The sequence below is a fragment of the Duganella sp. Leaf61 genome, assembly GCF_001421905.1.
Lineage (GTDB): Bacteria > Pseudomonadota > Gammaproteobacteria > Burkholderiales > Burkholderiaceae_D > Rugamonas > Rugamonas zoogloeoides.
In genome coordinates, this window is sequence record NZ_LMLM01000033.1 from 16,801 (window position 1) to 34,886 (window position 18,086).

Sequence of the window (18,086 nt, forward strand, 5' to 3'; positions counted from 1 at the left end):
AAATCATTCAGTCATGTTCGTCCGGGTCGCTATCGCGGTCGCGGAAGGCGGCGACTTCTGCATCTGCATCGACTGGCTGCTTGCCGGCAGAAAGGCTGTCGCCATCAAAGCTGTTCGCTGCTGGCTTGCTTTGTACAGCACCCCTTGCTTTGATCGCTGTCGCAATTTTTCCGCCAGTAGTATCGGCGACGCGTTCGGCGGCGGAGTCGCGCAAGTCATTCGCTTTGGATTTGGTGACGTCCCAGGCGCCGGCAGCGAGGTTGGCAACTGTACGCCCCACCACCCTGGCGGTCTTGCCCGGCGCCGAACCTGTTTTACCACTCGAAGATGGTCCCGACGCCGATGCTTGTTTGCCGGCGTCCGCCGCTGAAGGCATTTCAGCATTCGGACTCGTTGCTTGGCGAGATGCTTCTGCATCCGTATTTGCACTCGCCGATGAATGAAAACCACCGCCCCCGGCGTTGTTTGTAGCGCCAGCCGACGGCGCGGCCCCACCAACCGCATCGCCCATCGCGGTAGCCAGCGAAGCACCTGAACTCGGGCCGCCGCCTGCCTGGCTCCCGCCCGCAGCACCAGCAGCGTTCATCAAAGCTTTGGCGCCATCTCCAGCACTCTCTGCAGATCGTGCTTTCGAAAAGGCGGCATTCAATGCCTGCAAGCCGCCAGCAGCACTGGCAGCCCCCGCAGCGATGGCTGCGCCGCCAGTCGCCACGGCGGCAGCAGCCATTGCCGCGCCACTCATAATCGAGCCCGTGCTCACCCGAGCGCCAGAACCGCCGCCGGCGAGTGCAGCGACGCGCGGGGGAATCTTGTGGATCAGCAGAGCCAGTACCACGCAGACACTTAATACAAGCAGCAATTCATAAACCGACGATTCGTCGAGTCTCTGGTAAAAGCCGTCCACGACGCTGAGTGCTATCGCGACAAGCAGCGTTACTGTCATCAACTCGAGCGCGATCCCAAGCATTGCCTTGAAATAGCCGATCGCCATGTCCGACGTCCAGCGTCCGCCGCCAAACCCGAGGATGAATACTCCAGCGTATGCCATCACCCATGCCGTGACTAGGGCAATCAGCACGTTCGCGGCCACCACAGCCATCGCCACCACCAACGCTGCCGAAACAAGCACGATCCCCAGATTGTCGATCGGGTGAACCCAGCTCAGTCCTTTGAAAGCCTTTTTAACGATGTCGAACGCAATAGTCATCGGCCCCGATGGCGTGAGCTCGAACGGCAGGTTGCCGGCCTGCGAGCCAATCGTGCGAAGGGATTTGATGATCGCCACAGCCATATCCGGACCGTTCGAGAGTAACCACCAGAAGAAGCCGGTGGTGACAGTAAAGCGGACAAACTCCGCGAAGAATTCGCCCAGATCCGCCTTCTTCAAAGCCATCAGCCCAAATGTCCAGACCATGCTGATGGTCGCAAGTACCCAGAATAACCATGATGCGTAATTTTTGATTACCGTTCCCCAGGTCGCGCTCTGCGTCAGGAATCGATTGGTCACATCGTCCAATAGCCCCGTATCCGGAATTGCGGCAAAAGCCGTCCCCGCGACACAAAGGCCGATGAATGCGATAACAATTTGGAGAAACGAGCGGTTCATATCAAAAACCCCTGTCTTTCGACCTGTCTGCCGGAGGCGGTGTTTTATACCGTTCCTCGTGTCTTTTTTTACGTTCGGCGTCGGATTCTTCCTTCTTGTTATCACAAGCAGGAAGTGCAAACACCAAAGCAAGCATGAGAAGCCATTTCATCAGAACCTCCTGTCGAGATCACGGTTCGATGGACCAGGCACGCGGTAATATTTGTCGCTGGCCGCCTGCTGCCTGGCTTCGTTGTTCGCCACAGCCTGCAAGCGCGTAGCCATGAGGTTTTGCTGAGCGATCAGCAACGCCCGTACCTGGAGAAGTTGGTTGGACTGATGGCTGGCCAGTTGATTCGCGTAGCCGATTGCCTGGACTTGCCCATTGGCGCCTTGTGCTGCGGCCTGAAGCTGCTGCAACTTCGATGCATCGACCTGCAGGTTTTCCTGTTGACGATCGAGCCCCTTGAACACCGCTTCCGTTGATCGCTTTTGCGACTGGGATCCAAACCTCTCCGCCTCCTTCATTGCGTCCCACTGGGCTTGCGTACAGCCGTTCACCGAATAACACGGCGAGTCCTGATATGCCGACGCGTCCCGGAATTTACGCAGGTAGGCATCAATGCTGCCCAGCGTCGCTTTGTAGTGGCTGAGCGTGTCGATCGATGCTCGCAGGTCGTTCATGGTCACATTCGCCGCATCCCAGATCTGCTGCGACGGCGCCGTCGTGTTTTGCAGCATGTTCTCGTATTGCTGCAACTGCGTCCGGTACTGCTCGATCTGCTTCAATGTGTGCGCCACGTTTTCAATGGCGGTTATCAGGTTCTGGCTCAGGTTGGCGCCGTCGATCACCGGGATGCCGGTGCTCATGGCCGGGCTGCTGACGGCCATCAACGACGCCATCAAGATCGCCGCGATCTGCGCGGGGACCGGTCTGCGGTTCAGGGGTTTCATGGTTTCTCCTTGGCGTTAATAATCAAACGGTTTATACGGTTTCGAGAACGTCATGTCCTTGATGACGATGACGTTGAAACGGTAGCCGGGCCGGATTTCCAGCGTCGGCGCGATGTTGAGGTTCTTGGCGATCATCTGCGCTGTCGCCTGGCCCAGTTGCTGGCCCATGGCTTCGCTCAGCGCGCTGCCCGCTGTCGGCCGGGCGTTGGCGTTGCCTGTCTGCGGCTGGCTCAACGCCACGCCTGCGGTAACGCCCGACATCAGGAATGCGGACGAAAACACGCGGAAATAATGGTTGTTGACCTGGTCCTTGAAGCCGCCGTAGCCGGCCCCGTCCGCCCCCGGCATGGCGCCGATGTCGAGTGCCTTCCCGTCCGGGAACACGATGCGCTGCCAGGCGATCAGAATGCGCGACTGGCCGTAGGCGACATCGCTGGCGTAGCTACCCACCAGGCGCGAGCCCTGCGGAATGAGCTTGTACCTGCCGACGGGCGTGTCATACACGTCCTGGCTCACCTGCGCCACGATCTGCCCGGGCAGCTCGGAATTGATGCCGGAAATGAGCGTGGCGGGCACCACGAAGCCGGCCCGCAGTTCATACGGTGAGCGCGGCGCTTCGACGCGGGCGTCCAGGCGCCAGCGGTCTTCCTTGGCGGAGCCTGCGAACTGCGTGATGTCGTTGCGGTGGCCGGATGCTGCGTTCGCACCGGGATCGCCGGGGTTCTGGCCGTCGGTCGCGCCGCCGCCCTGGATCTGCCGCAGGCGCGCTGCATACGCGGCGGCCGGATCGTCGCGGGTGCTTTCGTCGATTTGCTGGCGTACCGATGCCAGGCGGGCCAGCATGGTGTCTGTACCTGCGACCGTGCCGATCCCCGGCCCGGTTCCTGCGCCTGTGCCATTCGGTGCAAGCGGGCTGGAAGCGGCGCTGCGCGGCGCGATCACTGCCAACCCCGTCCTGGCCCTGACCGCTTCGTCGAACTGCTGCATCTTCATCATGCGAAAGCGCATGGCCTCCTCGTCGCGCGGTGTTGGACCTGTGTTGCCGCTCACTTGGCCCTGTGAGCCGGGCGGCAATGGCGGCAAGTCCAGGTTGTCAGGCCGGGCCACCAGGATCGTCCCGGGCGCGGATTCCGCCGGCAGCGCCGGTGGCCCGGGCGCCTTGGGCTGCACCATCCCGTCTTTCTGGCTGCCTGCGATTTCCTCGGCAAACATCTTGGTGTTCCCCTTGCGCAGTTCGTCGGCGGGCTTGGTACCCTGGTGCTGGTTGGCGGCCCGGTCCCATGCCACCAGCGCCATGATCAGCAGGAACACGCCCAGCGCACCGGCCACGATGTAGATCGGCAGGTTGTTGACGCGGCGCACGCCGGAGCGGCCGGACTGGTCGCCGGGCGATGCTTCCGGCGCCATGTCGGCATCGGGACTGGTGCTCATGGCTACTCCTTCCTGATCCAGTGGCTTGCCGGCACGACCACGCCGCCATCAAGCCTGTACAGCCGCGAGAGCGGCTGGCCGTTGAGCAGCAAGGTCAGGCGCCACAACCCCAGTTCGGCTTGCCGGTCCACGATGTAGGCCAGCGTCGCTGGGCCCGGCTGCACCGCAGCGTTAACTGATGTATTGACCGCCGCAACGGCGGCAGGTTCCGCGATGGCGTAGCCGGCGTTGCGCAGCGCCGCCGTCAGCGCGGCGCCGAAGTCGTCCTGCATCGGGTGCAGCAGTTGCAGGCGGGTATGGGCCGGCGGGTGCAGTGCCGCCAACTTTTTTACGGCATCGTCCGCGACTGCCTGCGCAAAGGCTGGCGTGGCTGCGGCTGCATCGAAAAAATAGCCATGCACGGCCGGTGGCGGCGCGCTGGCGCAGCCCGGCAGGCTCAATGCGGCGGCGATGACGAGTGGCAGGCAGCGCATGTCATTTCCCCTTCGTGATCGTGACGCGGTCCTGGTCGCGGCCCACGCCGGCGATCAGGATGGCCTTGTCGAAAACGGTATCGACGATGTAGCGGTCGCCCTGGACGCGGTAGTTGACCATCACCGTTTCGTCGCCGGAGAACCAGCTGCCCTCCTTGCGCACCACCAGCAAGGTTGGCGCTTCCGTCTGCGCCATCGCGGCAGGCATCTGGATCACCGTCTTGACGCCGTCGTTGAACACGCGCACCGGCTTCCATGGCGCCGTGCCGGACACCTCATAGTGGAAGCTGAGGTCGCCGAGATACTCGCCGGTCTCCGGGATCGTGCGTTCCTGCCGTTCCTTCTTCTCGCGGGTGCGCACGGCATCCCACCTGGCCAGCGCATCCTCGGGGTAGGTAAAGCTCACCTGCTGCATGAATTCGGTGCGATGGGAGCTGAGCCTGATGTGGTAGGTGCGCCGGCTGGTGGTGATCACCAGGTTGGTTTGCAGGCCCACGTCGAGCGGCTTGAGGATCAGGTGCTGGACCTCGGTGGCGCCCGCGCCGCTCACGGCCGGTTCCACCGTGAAGCGCGGGTCGCCAACGTGCAGGTTGTTGACCTGCTCGCCCGGCTGCAGGGCGATGTCGCACACTTGCAGCACGGCGCAGACGACGCTGGCCTGCTGCACGCCGTAGATGAAGCGCACCGCGCCGGCAGGTCCAGCGAACGGCTTGACGCCGGCGTCGGCGCCCTTCTCCCAGCGCCGGGCAATCGCCAGCGCTTCCTTGTCCTGCGCCGTCAGGCGCGGATTCTTGCGGTCGAAGTAGGCGTCGGCCGGATCGTCGCTGGCCGGCAACGGTAGCGTTTTTGCCGCCTTCGCTGGGTTATCCTGTGCCGCCGCCAGCGGCACCACCGGCGCCAGCGCGCACAGCGACAGGATGGTCAAGAGCTTGCGCATCATGTTCCCCTCTAAAGTTGTTTCGACCAGGAGAAGTCGCGCACGTGTACCCCCAGCGGGTTGTTGCGCAGGTCTTCTTCGGTGGTGTCCGGCGTGGCCGGTACGACATAGATGGTGACGAGCGCGCGCCAGCGCTGCGCATCGCCCTTCTTGACGCCCTGCCGGTCGCGCACGGTTTCCATCCAGTCCACCTGCCAGGTATCAGGCGTTTGCGGAATCACGGACGTGATCTCGATGCTGGCCGTCTCCCGCGCGGCGCGCTTGAACGGGTTGCTTTCCTCTGTGCCGTTGAGCCATTCGTTGGCCTTGGCCGTCGCAGGATCGTTCGGCGCGAGCATGGCGTACACCTTGAATACCGCCTTGCGCTGCAGGGCGATGTCGGGAGTGACCAGGCGCATGCTGCCGATCCAGTCGGCCACCGATGCGTGCAGCACGCGCCGGTCGATGGGCGCCGCGCGGTCCGCGCGCGCCACGGCCTGCTGCTGGCCGAGCCGGTCCACTTCCACCACGTAGGGCACGAACCGGGACTGGCTGCCGATATAGACCATGCCGCCCACGCCTGCCAGCGCCACCAGCAGCGCCAGCACGCCAAGCAGCTGGAACATCTGCCGGCTGGCGGCGTTGGCCGCGCTCTGGTCGTTCCAGGTGCGGCGCGCGGCCAGGTACGGGTTTTCGCTCTCGCCTTGGCGCCGGCCGCCATCGAGGATGGTCGGCTCAAGCCGTTGTTCGCCTGCTTCACTGGCTGCACGCCGGCGCGCCAGCCTGGTGATCATCGTCCCGATATTCATGGTCGTGCTCCGTAGTCTTTGAGATCGAGTCCCTTGGACGCCAGCCACGCATCGCGCCAGCCGTCGCCCCGCTCTACCTCGAGCTGCCTGATGGCGGCGATCGATTCCTTGTCGGTGGAACCGGCGAATGCCATGGCCAGCGGCCCCAGTGCGGCCTCGTACAGGCGGCAGCCGCCCTCGGACACGACGTAGTACTGCCGCTTGGGGACGGCCGTGGCGATGACTTCGATTTGCCTGGCGTTGAGGTTCATCTGGCTGTACAGAGCCGCCGCCTCCGGGGTTCGCGCATCGCGGTTGGCCAGGTAGATCTTGGTAGCGGTCGATTCGACGATCACGTCGAGGATGCCGCTGCGCGCCGCGTCGGACAGGCTTTGGGTGGCCAGCAGCACCACGCAGTTTTTCTTGGCGAAGGACTTGAGCCACTCCCGGATCTTGTCGCGGAACGCCGGGTGGCCCAGCATGATCCACGCTTCGTCGATCACGATCATCGCCGGCTGGCCGTGCAGGCTGCGTTCGATGCGGCGGAACAGGTACAGCAGCACCGGCAGCGCAAACTTGTTACCGAGGTTCATCAGCTCCTCGACCTCGAAGGTGGTGAAGGTGGACAGGTTCAGGCCATCTTCCTCGGCGTCGAGCAGGTGGCCCATCAGCCCGTCCACCGTGTATTGCTTGAGCGCCGCGCGGATATCCTGGTCCTGGATGGTGAGCGCAAACTCGGTCAGGGTGCGCGCGGCGCTGGCATGCATGTTCACGACGGCCCGGCCGATTTCGTTGCGCTGGTCCGGCGTGGAGGCGACGCCGTTGAGCGCCAGGATGGTGTCGATCCATTCCATCGCCCAGGCGCGGTCGCCCTTCGTGTCCAGGAATTGCAGCGGGCAGAAGGCCAGCCGGCTGTCGTCGGCGGCCACCGTGAAGTGGCTGCCGCCCACGCCCCTGGTGGTCGGGTACATCGACATGCCCTTGTCGAATACGAAAATCGACATGCCCATGTAGCGGCGCGCCTGCATGGCGATCAGCGCCAGCATCGTGGATTTGCCCATCCTCGTGGGACCGAACATCAGTGAATGTCCGAGGTCGCGCACGTGCAGGTTCAGGCGGAACGGCGTGGAGCCGCCGGTCACGCAGTGCATCAGTGGCGGCGATTCTGGCGGATACATGGGGCATGGCGCATGGTGCGCCCCCGTCCAGATGGTGCTGGTCGGAAGCAGGTCGGCCAGGTTCATGGTGTGGATCAGCGGGCGGCGCACGTTCTCCACGCCGTGGCCCGGCAGGCTGCCGAGAAAGGCGTCGAGCGTGTTGATGGTCTCGATGCGCGCGGTAAAGCCGATGCGGTTGATGGCCTTTTCCAGCAGGCGCGCGGCGGCATCGAGCTTGTCGCGGTCCTCGTCCATCAGGATCACCACGCTGGTGTAGTAGCCCTGCGAGACCATGCCGCTGTTGGTTTCCGCGATGGCCGACTGGGCGTCGGCCACCATCGACATGGCGTCTTCGTCGATGCTGCCGGTGTTGGTGTTGAACACCTGGTCGAAGAAGCCGCGCACCTTCTGCTTCCATTTTTTGCGAAACTTGTCGAGGTGCGCCACCGCTTCGTGCGGGTCCATGAAAATGAAACGCGACGACCAGCGGTATTCGCACGGCTGTTCGCCCAGCGCGGTCAGGATGCCCGGCGTGGACTCGAGCGGAAAGCCCTCGATGGCGACGGCCTGCACGAACTTGCGCCCGATTTTTGGCACGACACCGCTCCACAGCTCCTGCCCCCCGATCAGGGCGTCCAGGTACATCGGGTTGCCGGGCAGGAGCACGGGGTGGTTCAGGCCCGTGACACAGAACTGCAACCAGCGCAGAAAGTCGTCATGCGTGACGCTGCCGCCGTCCTCCTGCACGATCCGCTCGCTGCGCAGGCGCCTGAGGCTGACGGCGGCGGACAGGCGCGACTCGACGTTCATGCATTCGCGCTTGAAGTAATCGATCAGGTTGCGCGTGCGCGCCTTGCGGTCCTGCGGTGCTGCCTCGTCATCGAACATCAGTTCGACGAACTTGCGCTGCGCGAGCAGCGGTGGAAAGTACGTCACGGTCAGCACGAACAGGCCTTCGTACATCGTGCCGAGCTTTTCGAACAGTCGGCGGCGCTCCTCGTCCACGGCGGCGGTGAGCGGATCGGGGAAATGTGAGGCGCTCGCCGGCGGATAGCTGGCGGCAGCGCGGCGCACCGCATCGACGTGGATCATCCAGCCGCTGCCCATGCCGGCCAGCGCCTGGTTCAGGCGGAACGACACCATCTCGCGCTGCTCCTCGGTGCTGCTGGCGTTGTCCTCGCCCTCGTACAGCCAGGCGGCCATGAACGCGCCGTTCTTGCCGACGATGACGCCGTCGTCCACCATGGCGGCGTAGTTGAGCAGGTCGGCAAAACCGGCGCCTTTCGAGCGGTGGCGCTTGAGCTCCAGGTGGCTGCCAGCGGCGCGCAGCCGCAGGTACAGCAGGAGCAGCATCACGGTGCCGAGCAGCGCGATTGCAGTAGTGGTGGTGATCATTTGTATTGCTTCCCCTGGCTGTTCGGATTGACGCGGAACGGCGTGCTGCGCGCCGGGTAGTACGGCCGGTAGCGCCGGTGGCGCATGTACACGAAGCGCAGCTTCGGATCGGACTTGGCCATCAGCCGGCACAGGTACAGCGCGCAGAACCACAGCAGCAGGCCGACGACCGTGGCCCTCAATTCCTGCGCGCTGAAAATCAGCGCGAACGCCATCACGCCGGAGAACATCACCAGCTCCCGGTCCCCGCCCATGAACAGGTTCTGGCGGTTGCCGGCCCGGCGGATGGGGATCGCGCGCAGGGCCATGATCACGCCACCCGGTTCGTGAGCGTGGCTGCCATGTGGCGCAGCGGCGAGGCAGAGACATCCTGCAACGCCGCGATTTCCGCGCCACGGCCGAAGAAGGTGCTCATCACGTTCTGCGCGCCGACCAGCAGCGCCATCACCAGCACCAGGAAGATCAGGGTGCGGAAGAAGCCATTGAGGTCGCCGCCGAAGATCAGCACACCGCCGGCGATGACGATGCCGATGATCGACAGCGCGAAAGCGACCGGTCCCGTGACCGAGTTGCGCAGGTTGGTCAGCCAGGATTCATAAGGCAGCGAGCCGCCGGTACCCTCCGCCGCCCAGGCGGGATGCGGCGAGAGCACCAGCAGCGCCAGCAGCATCACAGCGAACAGCGCGAGCAGCCGGCGGCGGCTCCAGGCAGCGGGGATCATTTTTGCAGCAATCATGTCAATCTCCTTGGATGGTTCGGGTGAGATATTGGCCGTCCTCGTAGCCGGAAATCTCGATGATTTCCTTGACGCGGCGGCCTTCGGGGGTGCGGGCGATATGGACAATCATGTGAACCACCTCGCCGATCAGCGGTTCAATGTCTGTGGGCGCGGCGTCGTTGCGGCTGATCAGGGACTTCAGGCGCCGGAGCGCCGCGCGCGAGTTGTTGGCGTGAAGCGTGGCGGCGCCGCCTTCGTGGCCGGTGTTCCAGGCGTCGAGCAGGTCGAGCGCTTCGGCGCCGCGCACCTCGCCGACGAGGATGCGGTCCGGCCGCATGCGCAAGATGACCTTGAGCAGCGCGGTCATCGTCACATCGATGGTGGTGTGGTACTGGACGTAGTTCTCGGCAGTGCATTGGATCTCGCCGATGTCTTCGATGATGCACATCCGCTCGGCGGGATCGTGCCTGACCATCTCCCGGATGATGGCGTTGATGGCGGTGGTCTTGCCGGACCCGGTGCCGCCGCTCACCAGGATATTCAGGTGGCGGTGGATGGCGTCCACCAGCGCCTCATAGTGGCGCTGCGACATGATGCCCGCCTCCACGTACTCCTCAAGCGTAAACACGGCAACCGCACGCTTCCTGATGGCGAACGTCGGCGCGGTGACGATGGGGCCCAGCTGGCCGGAGAAGCGCGAGCCGTCGATCGGCAGCTCGCCTTCCACCAGCGGGGTACTGGCGGTGACGGTCTTGCCGAGCGAGCTGGCAACGGTGCGGATCAGCGCCTCGCCTTGCGCCGCGCGCAGGCTGCCGATGCAGCGCATCGACTCGCCCAGGCGCTCGTGCCACAGGCGCCCGTCCGCATTGAGCATGATCTCGACCGTGCGCGGGTCGTGCAGCGCCGCGAGCAGGACCGGGCCCATGTCCCGTTCGAGCTTGCGCTGCGCGCGCGCCAGTGTTTCGTTGTCTGCCAGACCGTCCATGACTTGCCTCCGTCGATGGTTCCAATCTAGCGCAGGCAAAAACTGGCGGACACCGCAATCGGCACGAAATCGCGCGTAACGTGCGTTGCGTTTGAGCCGGCGCAAATCAGGCGGCCTGGACTGTTGAGATGGGGAAAAGTGTGTGCGTGGAAAGTGGATTCAGTGAATCTAAATTGAAGACGCAACAAGATCGCTGGTGTCGTGTTTCTTTGTTGACCGGCACGGAAATTATCAGCCTGATCGTCGCGGTGCCCGACCTGCGGTCGTCTCTGATCACGCGCAAACCGGGACAAGGCCAATGACGGCGTCCTGAGCGTAACGATAGAGCCTCGCGCAACCAGCACGCTGACGACCGTGCAGGCCGTCCTCAAAATTCACTGCATCGCCGAACAAAGCAGCCCAGCCAGGCATAGCTGGATTCAATATTGCTCGGCACGCGGCAATAGTCGTACGCTCGGCACCTGGCACAACTGTCCCGTCGGGAAAGGCAATGGACTGTTGGAACGACTAGAGCTGCGGTACGCTCCCACCCACAGCAAAACCGCTGCAATCGATGTGAACCAAGCTGGCAGGCTGCATGACGTCATCGCTCGCTACGCTGCGCTCGGCAACGCAAGCGGACGATAGCCTCGCTCTGTTCCCTGTTTGCAGCCGAGGCCCGGGAACCCGCGACAGGCGAGCGGCTGGCGCGCAGGGATGCCGGCATCAGCACGCCAAAGACATTTGCCGTCCATGGCTGCAACAAACCGGCGACAAAAACCAGCGTAACGAAATTAACAAGATAAAAACAGGACACCGAAGTCCAGTCAAAAAAATAGCTCGACACCCGGAGAAACCAAACCACGATAACGTGGTCGAAGGCTGTAAGGGAAATCCGCTACAATGAAACGCCTAGGAAGCACCGCCATGTTTTTCCATAAGATTGCTAAGACAAATGACGTCTGTTTTCCCCTCGCGAGGTGTAGCTTCGTGACGGAAAGTCTTCGCTGAAAATCGGCGGCCCCATTTTCCACAGCGCAATCCTCGCAGAGGACATCAGGGTCGTGCAGGAAGGTTTCACTGCGCGGCTATTGATCGACATGGCACTGACTCGGCCAGGGAAAAGCGGCCGCTTTGAAGTGACGGTGCCGCGGTCCGACCATGTCGAACGCGTCGTTTTTGGATCGGCGCGGAACGAATTATGGCGTAATGACTATCATGCGAGATCCAGCTAGCGCTCTAATACTAATTACTATTGACAGGATTTCACACAAATCCGGGAATACTGGCAGCGTCAGCTCTTCGCGGGGCTGTCACTGTTCTTAGTTTTTCAAGGCGCCATTGTAAAGTCTGCATAACCTATACACATACGAAGGCAACTAAGAATGGATAATTTATTTGTTTATTATTAGCGTATCAAAGCACGTCATTTGCAATCACTGATCCTAAAATTCAAGCTCCCCGATATCCAACTCGATTCATCTTTTCCGAAAAAAATGATCACTGAAACGTCCGAAGATCAAAATATCAACCAAGCTTTAGAAAGCTACCTGATCCGATATTGCACCAACACAATCGCTCCATATTTTTCCGTCCTCATTGAGGGTCCATGGGGCTGTGGAAAAACTTGGTTCATTAACAACGTACGAGAGAAGCTGCTCGAAATTCATGGTAAGCGGTGTCTCTACGTGTCGCTTTACGGGGTCTCTACTATTTCAGATATTTCTGACCAATTTTTCCAGCAGCTTCACCCCCGCTTGGCCAGCAAAGGGGTTCAGCGTTCTTGGTCTATTATCAAATCTATGGTAAAGGTTTCTCTGAAAGTTGACATTGATGGTGACAAAGACGATGACACGCTGAATTTAAGTTTACCAGAGTTGGGGGAAATGGCCGGCCCGGACGGAGCTGTCTTGATTTTTGACGATTTTGAACGTTGCCGCATCGCGCCAGCCGAGGTGCTTGGCTATATCAACCAGTTCGTAGAACACGAAGGGTATCGCGTGGTGATCTTGGCGAATGAAGAGAAGATCGAAAGTCCAGATGTAAAGTTCAGCAAGATCAAAGAAAAGGTAATCGGCAGGACATTTCATGTGAGGCCACAAGTTAGAGCCGCAGTCGATAGCTTCATCATGGAATTAGTAGATGATGACGCCATCAACATCCTGAAAACGCGAAAAAATTTAATACGGGAAGTAGAACAGCGCGGCAAACATAACAACTTGCGATTGGTTCGCCAAGCTGTGCTCGACTTCGCTGACATGTGGTCGTGCATGCCAGTACAAGAAAAACGTTTAAAAGAGAATTCGGCCTTTCTTGACCGGCTTGTACTCGATATTTTTTCACTTAGCATGGAGTACCGAGCAGGAACTGTAACAGCTAACGACATCGTGAAATCTAAGGATGGCGGTTTTTTATTGAGTAGGATAAGGTTTGGCACTGATGATCCTACGCCTGAAGCTTCGGAAGCGGAGACGCGTTTATCGCTTCACAAGATTACTGACTCTTGGGACTTGGCACTCTCACCTGATATTTACTCGTCGTTTTTCTCAAACGGGCGTATTTCTGCCAACGAAGCGGCGGAGGGCATTAAGTTCAGTCGATACTTTGCAACCAATGAGCAACCTCTTTGGCGGCGCCTGTGGTACAGCCGGGATCTAGAAGACAACGAATTCGCACTCCTCGCAGAGGAGGCGCACAACAAATTTTTGAACCTGGAGTATACCGAATGGGGAGAACTTTTCCATGTGACAGGTATTCTTCTTAAGTTAGCAAAGGATCAGCTGATCAACGATTCGCCGACCGATATTTTATCTGCGGCAAAAGGGGTTATAGATCGAATTGGTGCTCAGGGATTGATCGACTTCGGAGACCAGCGGCGAGTTCCTCGCGGTTACTTTGACCGTGAGAGCGCATTCGGATATAGATTCAACAGCATCGAAATGTCGGAGTTTCAAGAATTTTCAAACCATTATGAAACCGCTCAAAAAAAAGCGCGTCATAACGCCTTTTTTAATTGGGCCTCGACCTGGATGGATGAGTTAGAGAGGGATGCGTCGGTCTGGGCGTCTCGTATCGACACCAAAGGTGGCGGGGATGCCTTCTACACAGATCAACCAATATTTAGCTATATTGAAGCCACCGACATGGCCAACGCTATTTTGGCCAGTCAGAGTGCTAAGATTAACCAGATATCACGGTCAGTGCACGCACGTTACGAACACGTTGGAGCCCAAAGAACATGGCAACTTGAAGAGTTAGTTTTTTGGCAGACCTGCTTAGCCATTGTTAAAGACAGAATGTCTTCCAGAGGGTCCAAAACGCTATCAACATTTCATTTGCGAGAAACCTTGATCCCGACAGTTGAAGAATTCTTAGTCCGCCTGGAGCAACTGCAAAAAAAACTAGCCGCAGTGCAGACTGCCAACTAGTATCCCGTCTCAAATTAGGGCGTTACTGACCCCGAAAATGACGACTTAATGGTTTCTAGAAGTTCATTAAAATTCGCGTATTTTGGGGAATTCAGGGGATCTCAATGCTTTCGGCTGTTTCCCAAATATGTGCACGCAGTGCCCTTTGCCGCGCTGGTAGCGGGCGCAAATCAGCGCTTGACCTTCCTGCGATTTTCCTCGTCCCAGCGCTTCACCGTAAACGCTTGAAACGGTGTAAGTACAGCGGTGATGCGCACCATGCCACCGGGCAGGCTCTGGCTGGTTTGGCCCTCCATCAGCGCGGCCAGCGTGGCGTCGTCAAGGTCGGTGATTTCCAGCAGCGCCGGCAGGGCTGTGTTGAGGGCGCGAGCGATGGCGTCGAGCACCTTGAGCGAGGGATTGGCTTTCGCATTGGTCAGGTCGGACAGGAACGACACCGAAATGCCGGCCTTGTCGGCCAGCTCGCTCTTGGTCATGCCCTGTTCATCGAGCGTGCGCAGCACGTTGGTGAAGAATATCTGGTTGTACATGATGCGATGCGGTGTCCTTTGCGCGATTTTGGTCCTGGCGACATGTGGAACATTGGCTTGCGGTGGCCGCTAGCGCCTGATACCACGCCGCACTTGCTGACCTTCCTGTTCGCAGCTTGCCTTGCCTTGGGCGTATTCGATCCGCGCAGCCACACCGTGCGCCGGCGTCTGCGCGAAGGCATCGGCATCGTGCCTGACGAGTGACTGCCCCGACTGCTGGAAAACCGATTGCCGGTCCGCATGGACGATGACGCCAAGATGAGGCCTGGTCTTGCCCGCTGGCTGCGCGGCATCGAGACAGTAAATGCCCGGCTTGAGCTGCCCTGCCTTATCGACCTTGTTGGTCACCCATTTGCCGTCGCTCTCGCTTTGGAGCAGGCGCTGGCCGTTCATTACCAAGACCCTCTGGCTCATCTATTTCTCCTAGCATGGCGCGTCGTCGCGGTCACTGTCGTTTCCGATCACTATAGTCTTTTGTCGCAGGAATTCTGCCGCCGATTGCGCCCGAAACCATCTGCATCAAGTGCAGCATCTCGGCGCGAACTGCAGCAAGCTCCGTCTGGCTGGCTGCTTCTTTCGCCGCCTGGGCGGCATTTGCGGCATGGGCGCGGTCAAGCTCGCTGCGTAGCTCGTCGGCGCGCCGCTCGATCTCCACCGCGCGCGCTGCATGGGTGCGCACCTCTGCCTGCGCCGCGCTCAAGTTCGATGCCATCCGGGACATCGACTCCAGGTGGGCGAGTGCCTCGGCTTCCAGTTCGGCGATGCGCTGACTGCAAGCTGCTCGTTCACCGTTGGCATGTTCCAGTTCAGCCGCCTGTGCCTCGAAGGCTTCGACCATTTCGCGGTTCAGTCGTTCGTTTTCCGTGCGCTCCGCATCCCACGCAGCCCGCATGTTCGCCATGCTTTGGCTGGCATGCTCCTGCGCTGCAACCCACAATGCCTCCAGCCCGGCACGGTGAATGTCCTGCAGGGCTGGAGGCACCGCTACGGGATCAGGCCTTCGGCCGACGATCTGCATGCGGCGCCATTCCTTCATGACGCTGGTGGCGTCGTTCATGCTAACGTGCGCGGCCTTGCGTACAGCGTCAACGGTGGGAAATTGCGCACGGTCGCCTTGGTCAAACAGTTCGTTCGCAGCGGCCATGATGCGGGTGGTGCTGTCGGCGTTTTGATCCATGATGTCGCCCTCCTTCCAGTAATAAGAGTATTCCTCCCACTACGGCCAGGTTTGTGGCAAATCAAATGAAAACGATAGTAATAATATTATTATTACGGTAAGAATAATATTCCGTCGATAGTAATAATATTGCTATTACTTGACTTGAACCCGTCCTCGACAATGCGCTGTTACCTGGATGGTCGGTGCTCCCACCCTGCGACCACCAGCGTCGCCACCGCTATCTCGGCCGCGCTGCCATCGGCGTAGCGCACCCACACTGAGGTCGGCGCGGATGGTCGGCGCCGCAGTAACGGTGCGCAAATTTTACCGTCGTGCTTGAACTGAAGCGCTCCGTGAAAAGCAGCGCCAGCGATAGTTTCCGACTGCTGAGATTTACTTACGGCGAGTACGCCAGCGTCGGCAACCGCGACAGCAGCATCATCTAAAATTTCCTGGCAAAGGAATTCACGCAGGAGGCGAACCGTGCCGCGTGTAATTTCCTGGGCAGGTTCTGCCAGCCATACGCTCACCGTATCCGGCTGGATTTTCCAGGCCAACACAAGTTCGTTGACCAGCGTCACGTCGCGCACACGCCCCGCATTGAACGCTTCCGCAATTGGCTCGGGCAGATCCAGCAGCGCCGCATGCTGGGTGATGTATGCAGCGGACTTGCTGATGCGCTGCGCAATCTCCTTCCGGCGCAGTCCCCGCGCCAGCTCGCGGCCGATGTAGTCGGCAATCTCGCGTGCTGTCAGATCGTTGCGGTGCAGGTTTTCGACGACCTGGTCGGCTTCGTTGTAATCGTCATCGACGAAAGCCGGAACGGTCTGCAGTCCCGCCAACCTGGCCGCGCGAAAGCGCCGGGCGCCATGGTTGATGATGTAGCGGCCCGGATGCTGTGGATGCCTGCGCACCGAGAGAGGGGTCTTGATGCCACGCCGTCGAATGGACTCACCGAGTTCGCGCAGGCTGGGCGCCGAAAAGCCTGGACTATTGTCAGCCCTCGGCTGCAAGGGATCCTCGTCGATCAGGTCGAGCGGGAGTTGCAGGGGACGGCCGTTTCCCGACAGAGAACCATCTCTCCCAGCCTCGTTAGCGGTGGCCAAGATGGCCGCCAAGATCTGTATTGATGGAATCCACTCGGAGCGCCGCCGGCGCCAAAAGCAGGGCGACCGCCACGGCGTGCGTTGCCCGGCGCGCGGAAAACCATCCATTGACCACTGGCAGTTGTTTTGACAGCCACGGCATCAGGCGGCGCGTCGGGGCAGCCAAGAATAAAATATTGCTGGTCATCGGGCATCCTGCTGGCTGAACATGGAGCCATGTTGCCTAGCGCCACCAGAAACTCGTTGATATTGATCAATGCCGATGAATGCACCAACGAATTTCGCAGCTAAAATATGCGGGGTGATCTGCGGGGATCGATAAGATCTTTTAATTGACTTGGACGCGCCAGCCACCTACATGCTGGATCAGCGCAACGGCCAGCCGGCTTTAAGGCAATGGTCCTCTGAGATTGGCGCTTAATGCTTTCCGGTCAAAAGCGTCACCTTGACGCCAAGCTTATCGCCAACGGACGCCACGAAACGTTCCGATAAAACTGCCCAGTCCCAGAACTCAAATGCAAGCATCACGAAGGCGATATCGTCGTGCTCCCACAGCGGGAGTTCGCAATCCACTTCGCAGTGGGGACACTGCATCACGTCGCACTCACCGCTGATCCAGGATTCGCCGGAACGAAGAAGGTCGTCAACCTGCACAGGCTGTTGGCAGGAAGGACAATGCGCAGAGAGGAACCGCCCCTGCGCGTTGAATACCGGGCCACGCCCTAGCACCAGCCGCATATCCCTCATCCCCACTCGGTAAGAATCGGCGAAGCGAGTCGGATCCGGCCCAAGGTCCTCCAAGTTATGGACCTTCAAAAAATCCGGACCGGGCGGATAGCAGAGGCTGTCATCAAAATCACAGTTTGACGGCGCATCGAGAATGATGCCCTCGTCAGCAAGCCACGCGATGACCTTGTCCGCCAGCTGCTTTGCCTGATCCGGCGCCAACACAGCGCGGGCAAGAATTGCCTGGTTCCATGTGCTCACAGCCGCACCCTTTCCTTATCAGCCAATGCGTTGACGAGCAGCGCCACCAGGATGGCGACACCTGCCAGCACCGACAAGTGCAGCCACCCCAGCACGGCCGACATCCCGCCAATGAACACGATGCGTATCAACTGGACGATGACATCCGCGACCAGAATCCACCAAAGCACCGGCCACAGGCCGATCAACAGGGATAGCAGCAGGAACAGCGGCGCGGCCAGTGCACCGGCAACCAGCGCAACACACCACAGTAACCACCGCGCCGGCCCGGCGCCAGGCCCCGGCTTGGGCATCGCGTAAAAGCGGCGATGGATCTTGGGAAACTCGATAATGCGTGCCATGCCGCCCTCCCCGATTGGCGCCAAATATTCAATCCTGAACCCGGCAATCTTCGCCCCCTTGTGCCACATCAAACGCGCGCAGATTCGGCCCGTGAATTTAGCTGCTGAAGCACAGCTTGCGCACCAGTCACCGCTGCACTTTGATCCATTCGAT

At 60.3% G+C, this 18,086-nt stretch carries 19 protein-coding genes; 1 reads left to right on the plus strand and 18 read right to left on the minus strand.

All coding sequences use genetic code 11. The features are described 5' to 3' along the window. Positions 1 to 7: 7 nt before the first annotated feature. From trbL to trbB, 11 genes are read right to left on the minus strand one after another with little or no spacing between them, the layout of a single operon-like run. Positions 8 to 1,606 (minus strand): P-type conjugative transfer protein TrbL, encoded by a 1,599-nt coding sequence (gene trbL, locus ASF04_RS25240; RefSeq protein WP_056148072.1) that lies wholly within the window; start codon positions 1,604 to 1,606, stop codon positions 8 to 10. A gap of 1 nt (position 1,607) precedes the next feature. Continuing rightward, positions 1,608 to 1,757, minus strand: a complete 150-nt coding sequence (locus ASF04_RS27700; protein WP_156368771.1) for a hypothetical protein — start codon at positions 1,755 to 1,757, stop codon at positions 1,608 to 1,610. Then, positions 1,757 to 2,539: a P-type conjugative transfer protein TrbJ gene (gene trbJ, locus ASF04_RS25245; protein ID WP_200931145.1), complete on the minus strand. Its 783-nt coding sequence runs from the start codon at positions 2,537 to 2,539 to the stop codon at positions 1,757 to 1,759. The genes ASF04_RS27700 and trbJ overlap by 1 nt, the downstream gene beginning before the upstream one ends. 15 nt (positions 2,540 to 2,554) lie before the next feature. After that, a complete protein-coding gene (locus ASF04_RS25250; protein WP_056148074.1) occupies positions 2,555 to 3,970 on the minus strand; it encodes a TrbI/VirB10 family protein in 1,416 nt (471 codons plus the stop codon). Between the two features lie 2 nt (positions 3,971 to 3,972). Beyond that, complete coding sequence (locus ASF04_RS25255; protein ID WP_056148077.1) at positions 3,973 to 4,443, minus strand: hypothetical protein; 471 nt, start codon at positions 4,441 to 4,443, stop codon at positions 3,973 to 3,975. A gap of 1 nt (position 4,444) precedes the next feature. Next, entirely contained in the window at positions 4,445 to 5,383 is a 939-nt protein-coding gene (trbG, locus tag ASF04_RS25260; RefSeq protein WP_082489018.1) for a P-type conjugative transfer protein TrbG, read from the minus strand. Between the two features lie 8 nt (positions 5,384 to 5,391). Then, on the minus strand, positions 5,392 to 6,168 hold the full coding sequence (locus ASF04_RS25265; RefSeq protein WP_056148079.1) for a VirB8/TrbF family protein: 777 nt from the start codon (positions 6,166 to 6,168) through the stop codon (positions 5,392 to 5,394). Then, positions 6,165 to 8,699 carry a VirB4 family type IV secretion/conjugal transfer ATPase gene (locus tag ASF04_RS25270; protein ID WP_056148082.1) on the minus strand — a complete coding sequence of 845 codons (2,535 nt, stop codon included), beginning with the start codon at positions 8,697 to 8,699 and terminating at the stop codon, positions 6,165 to 6,167. Before ASF04_RS25270 ends, ASF04_RS25265 begins: the two co-directional genes overlap by 4 nt. Then, on the minus strand, positions 8,696 to 9,007 hold the full coding sequence (locus ASF04_RS25275) for a conjugal transfer protein TrbD (protein ID WP_056148085.1): 312 nt from the start codon (positions 9,005 to 9,007) through the stop codon (positions 8,696 to 8,698). The genes ASF04_RS25270 and ASF04_RS25275 overlap by 4 nt, the downstream gene beginning before the upstream one ends. Before the next feature lie 2 nt (positions 9,008 to 9,009). After that, positions 9,010 to 9,435 carry a conjugal transfer system pilin TrbC gene (trbC, locus tag ASF04_RS25280; RefSeq protein WP_200931146.1) on the minus strand — a complete coding sequence of 142 codons (426 nt, stop codon included), beginning with the start codon at positions 9,433 to 9,435 and terminating at the stop codon, positions 9,010 to 9,012. A gap of 1 nt (position 9,436) precedes the next feature. Further along, complete coding sequence (gene trbB / locus ASF04_RS25285; RefSeq protein WP_056148088.1) at positions 9,437 to 10,402, minus strand: P-type conjugative transfer ATPase TrbB; 966 nt, start codon at positions 10,400 to 10,402, stop codon at positions 9,437 to 9,439. 1,409 nt (positions 10,403 to 11,811) lie between these two features. Between trbB and ASF04_RS25290 the strand changes: the two genes are divergently transcribed. Continuing rightward, the gene (locus ASF04_RS25290) at positions 11,812 to 13,809 is read left to right on the plus strand and encodes a P-loop NTPase fold protein (RefSeq protein ID WP_156368772.1); all 1,998 of its coding nucleotides are present in this window, start codon (positions 11,812 to 11,814) and stop codon (positions 13,807 to 13,809) included. Positions 13,810 to 13,979: 170 nt separating this feature from the next. Here the strand turns inward: ASF04_RS25290 and ASF04_RS25295 are convergent, their stop codons facing one another. The 7 genes from ASF04_RS25295 to kleE form a co-directional block, all read right to left on the minus strand. After that, complete coding sequence (locus ASF04_RS25295) at positions 13,980 to 14,339, minus strand: transcriptional regulator (protein WP_056148093.1); 360 nt, start codon at positions 14,337 to 14,339, stop codon at positions 13,980 to 13,982. Between the two features lie 69 nt (positions 14,340 to 14,408). After that, positions 14,409 to 14,753: a KfrB domain-containing protein gene (locus ASF04_RS25300; RefSeq protein WP_056148096.1), complete on the minus strand. Its 345-nt coding sequence runs from the start codon at positions 14,751 to 14,753 to the stop codon at positions 14,409 to 14,411. A gap of 31 nt (positions 14,754 to 14,784) precedes the next feature. Continuing rightward, positions 14,785 to 15,516: a DNA-binding protein gene (locus ASF04_RS25305; protein ID WP_056148099.1), complete on the minus strand. Its 732-nt coding sequence runs from the start codon at positions 15,514 to 15,516 to the stop codon at positions 14,785 to 14,787. Between the two features lie 170 nt (positions 15,517 to 15,686). Beyond that, on the minus strand, positions 15,687 to 16,604 hold the full coding sequence (locus tag ASF04_RS25310; protein WP_229205202.1) for a ParB/RepB/Spo0J family partition protein: 918 nt from the start codon (positions 16,602 to 16,604) through the stop codon (positions 15,687 to 15,689). Next, positions 16,591 to 16,791, minus strand: a complete 201-nt coding sequence (locus ASF04_RS28420) for a hypothetical protein (protein WP_229205203.1) — start codon at positions 16,789 to 16,791, stop codon at positions 16,591 to 16,593. Before ASF04_RS28420 ends, ASF04_RS25310 begins: the two co-directional genes overlap by 14 nt. A gap of 230 nt (positions 16,792 to 17,021) precedes the next feature. Further along, complete coding sequence (locus tag ASF04_RS25315; RefSeq protein WP_056148103.1) at positions 17,022 to 17,591, minus strand: hypothetical protein; 570 nt, start codon at positions 17,589 to 17,591, stop codon at positions 17,022 to 17,024. Beyond that, on the minus strand, positions 17,588 to 17,932 hold the full coding sequence (gene kleE / locus ASF04_RS25320) for a KleE stable inheritance protein (protein ID WP_156368773.1): 345 nt from the start codon (positions 17,930 to 17,932) through the stop codon (positions 17,588 to 17,590). Before kleE ends, ASF04_RS25315 begins: the two co-directional genes overlap by 4 nt. Between the last annotated feature and the right edge of the window lie 154 nt (positions 17,933 to 18,086).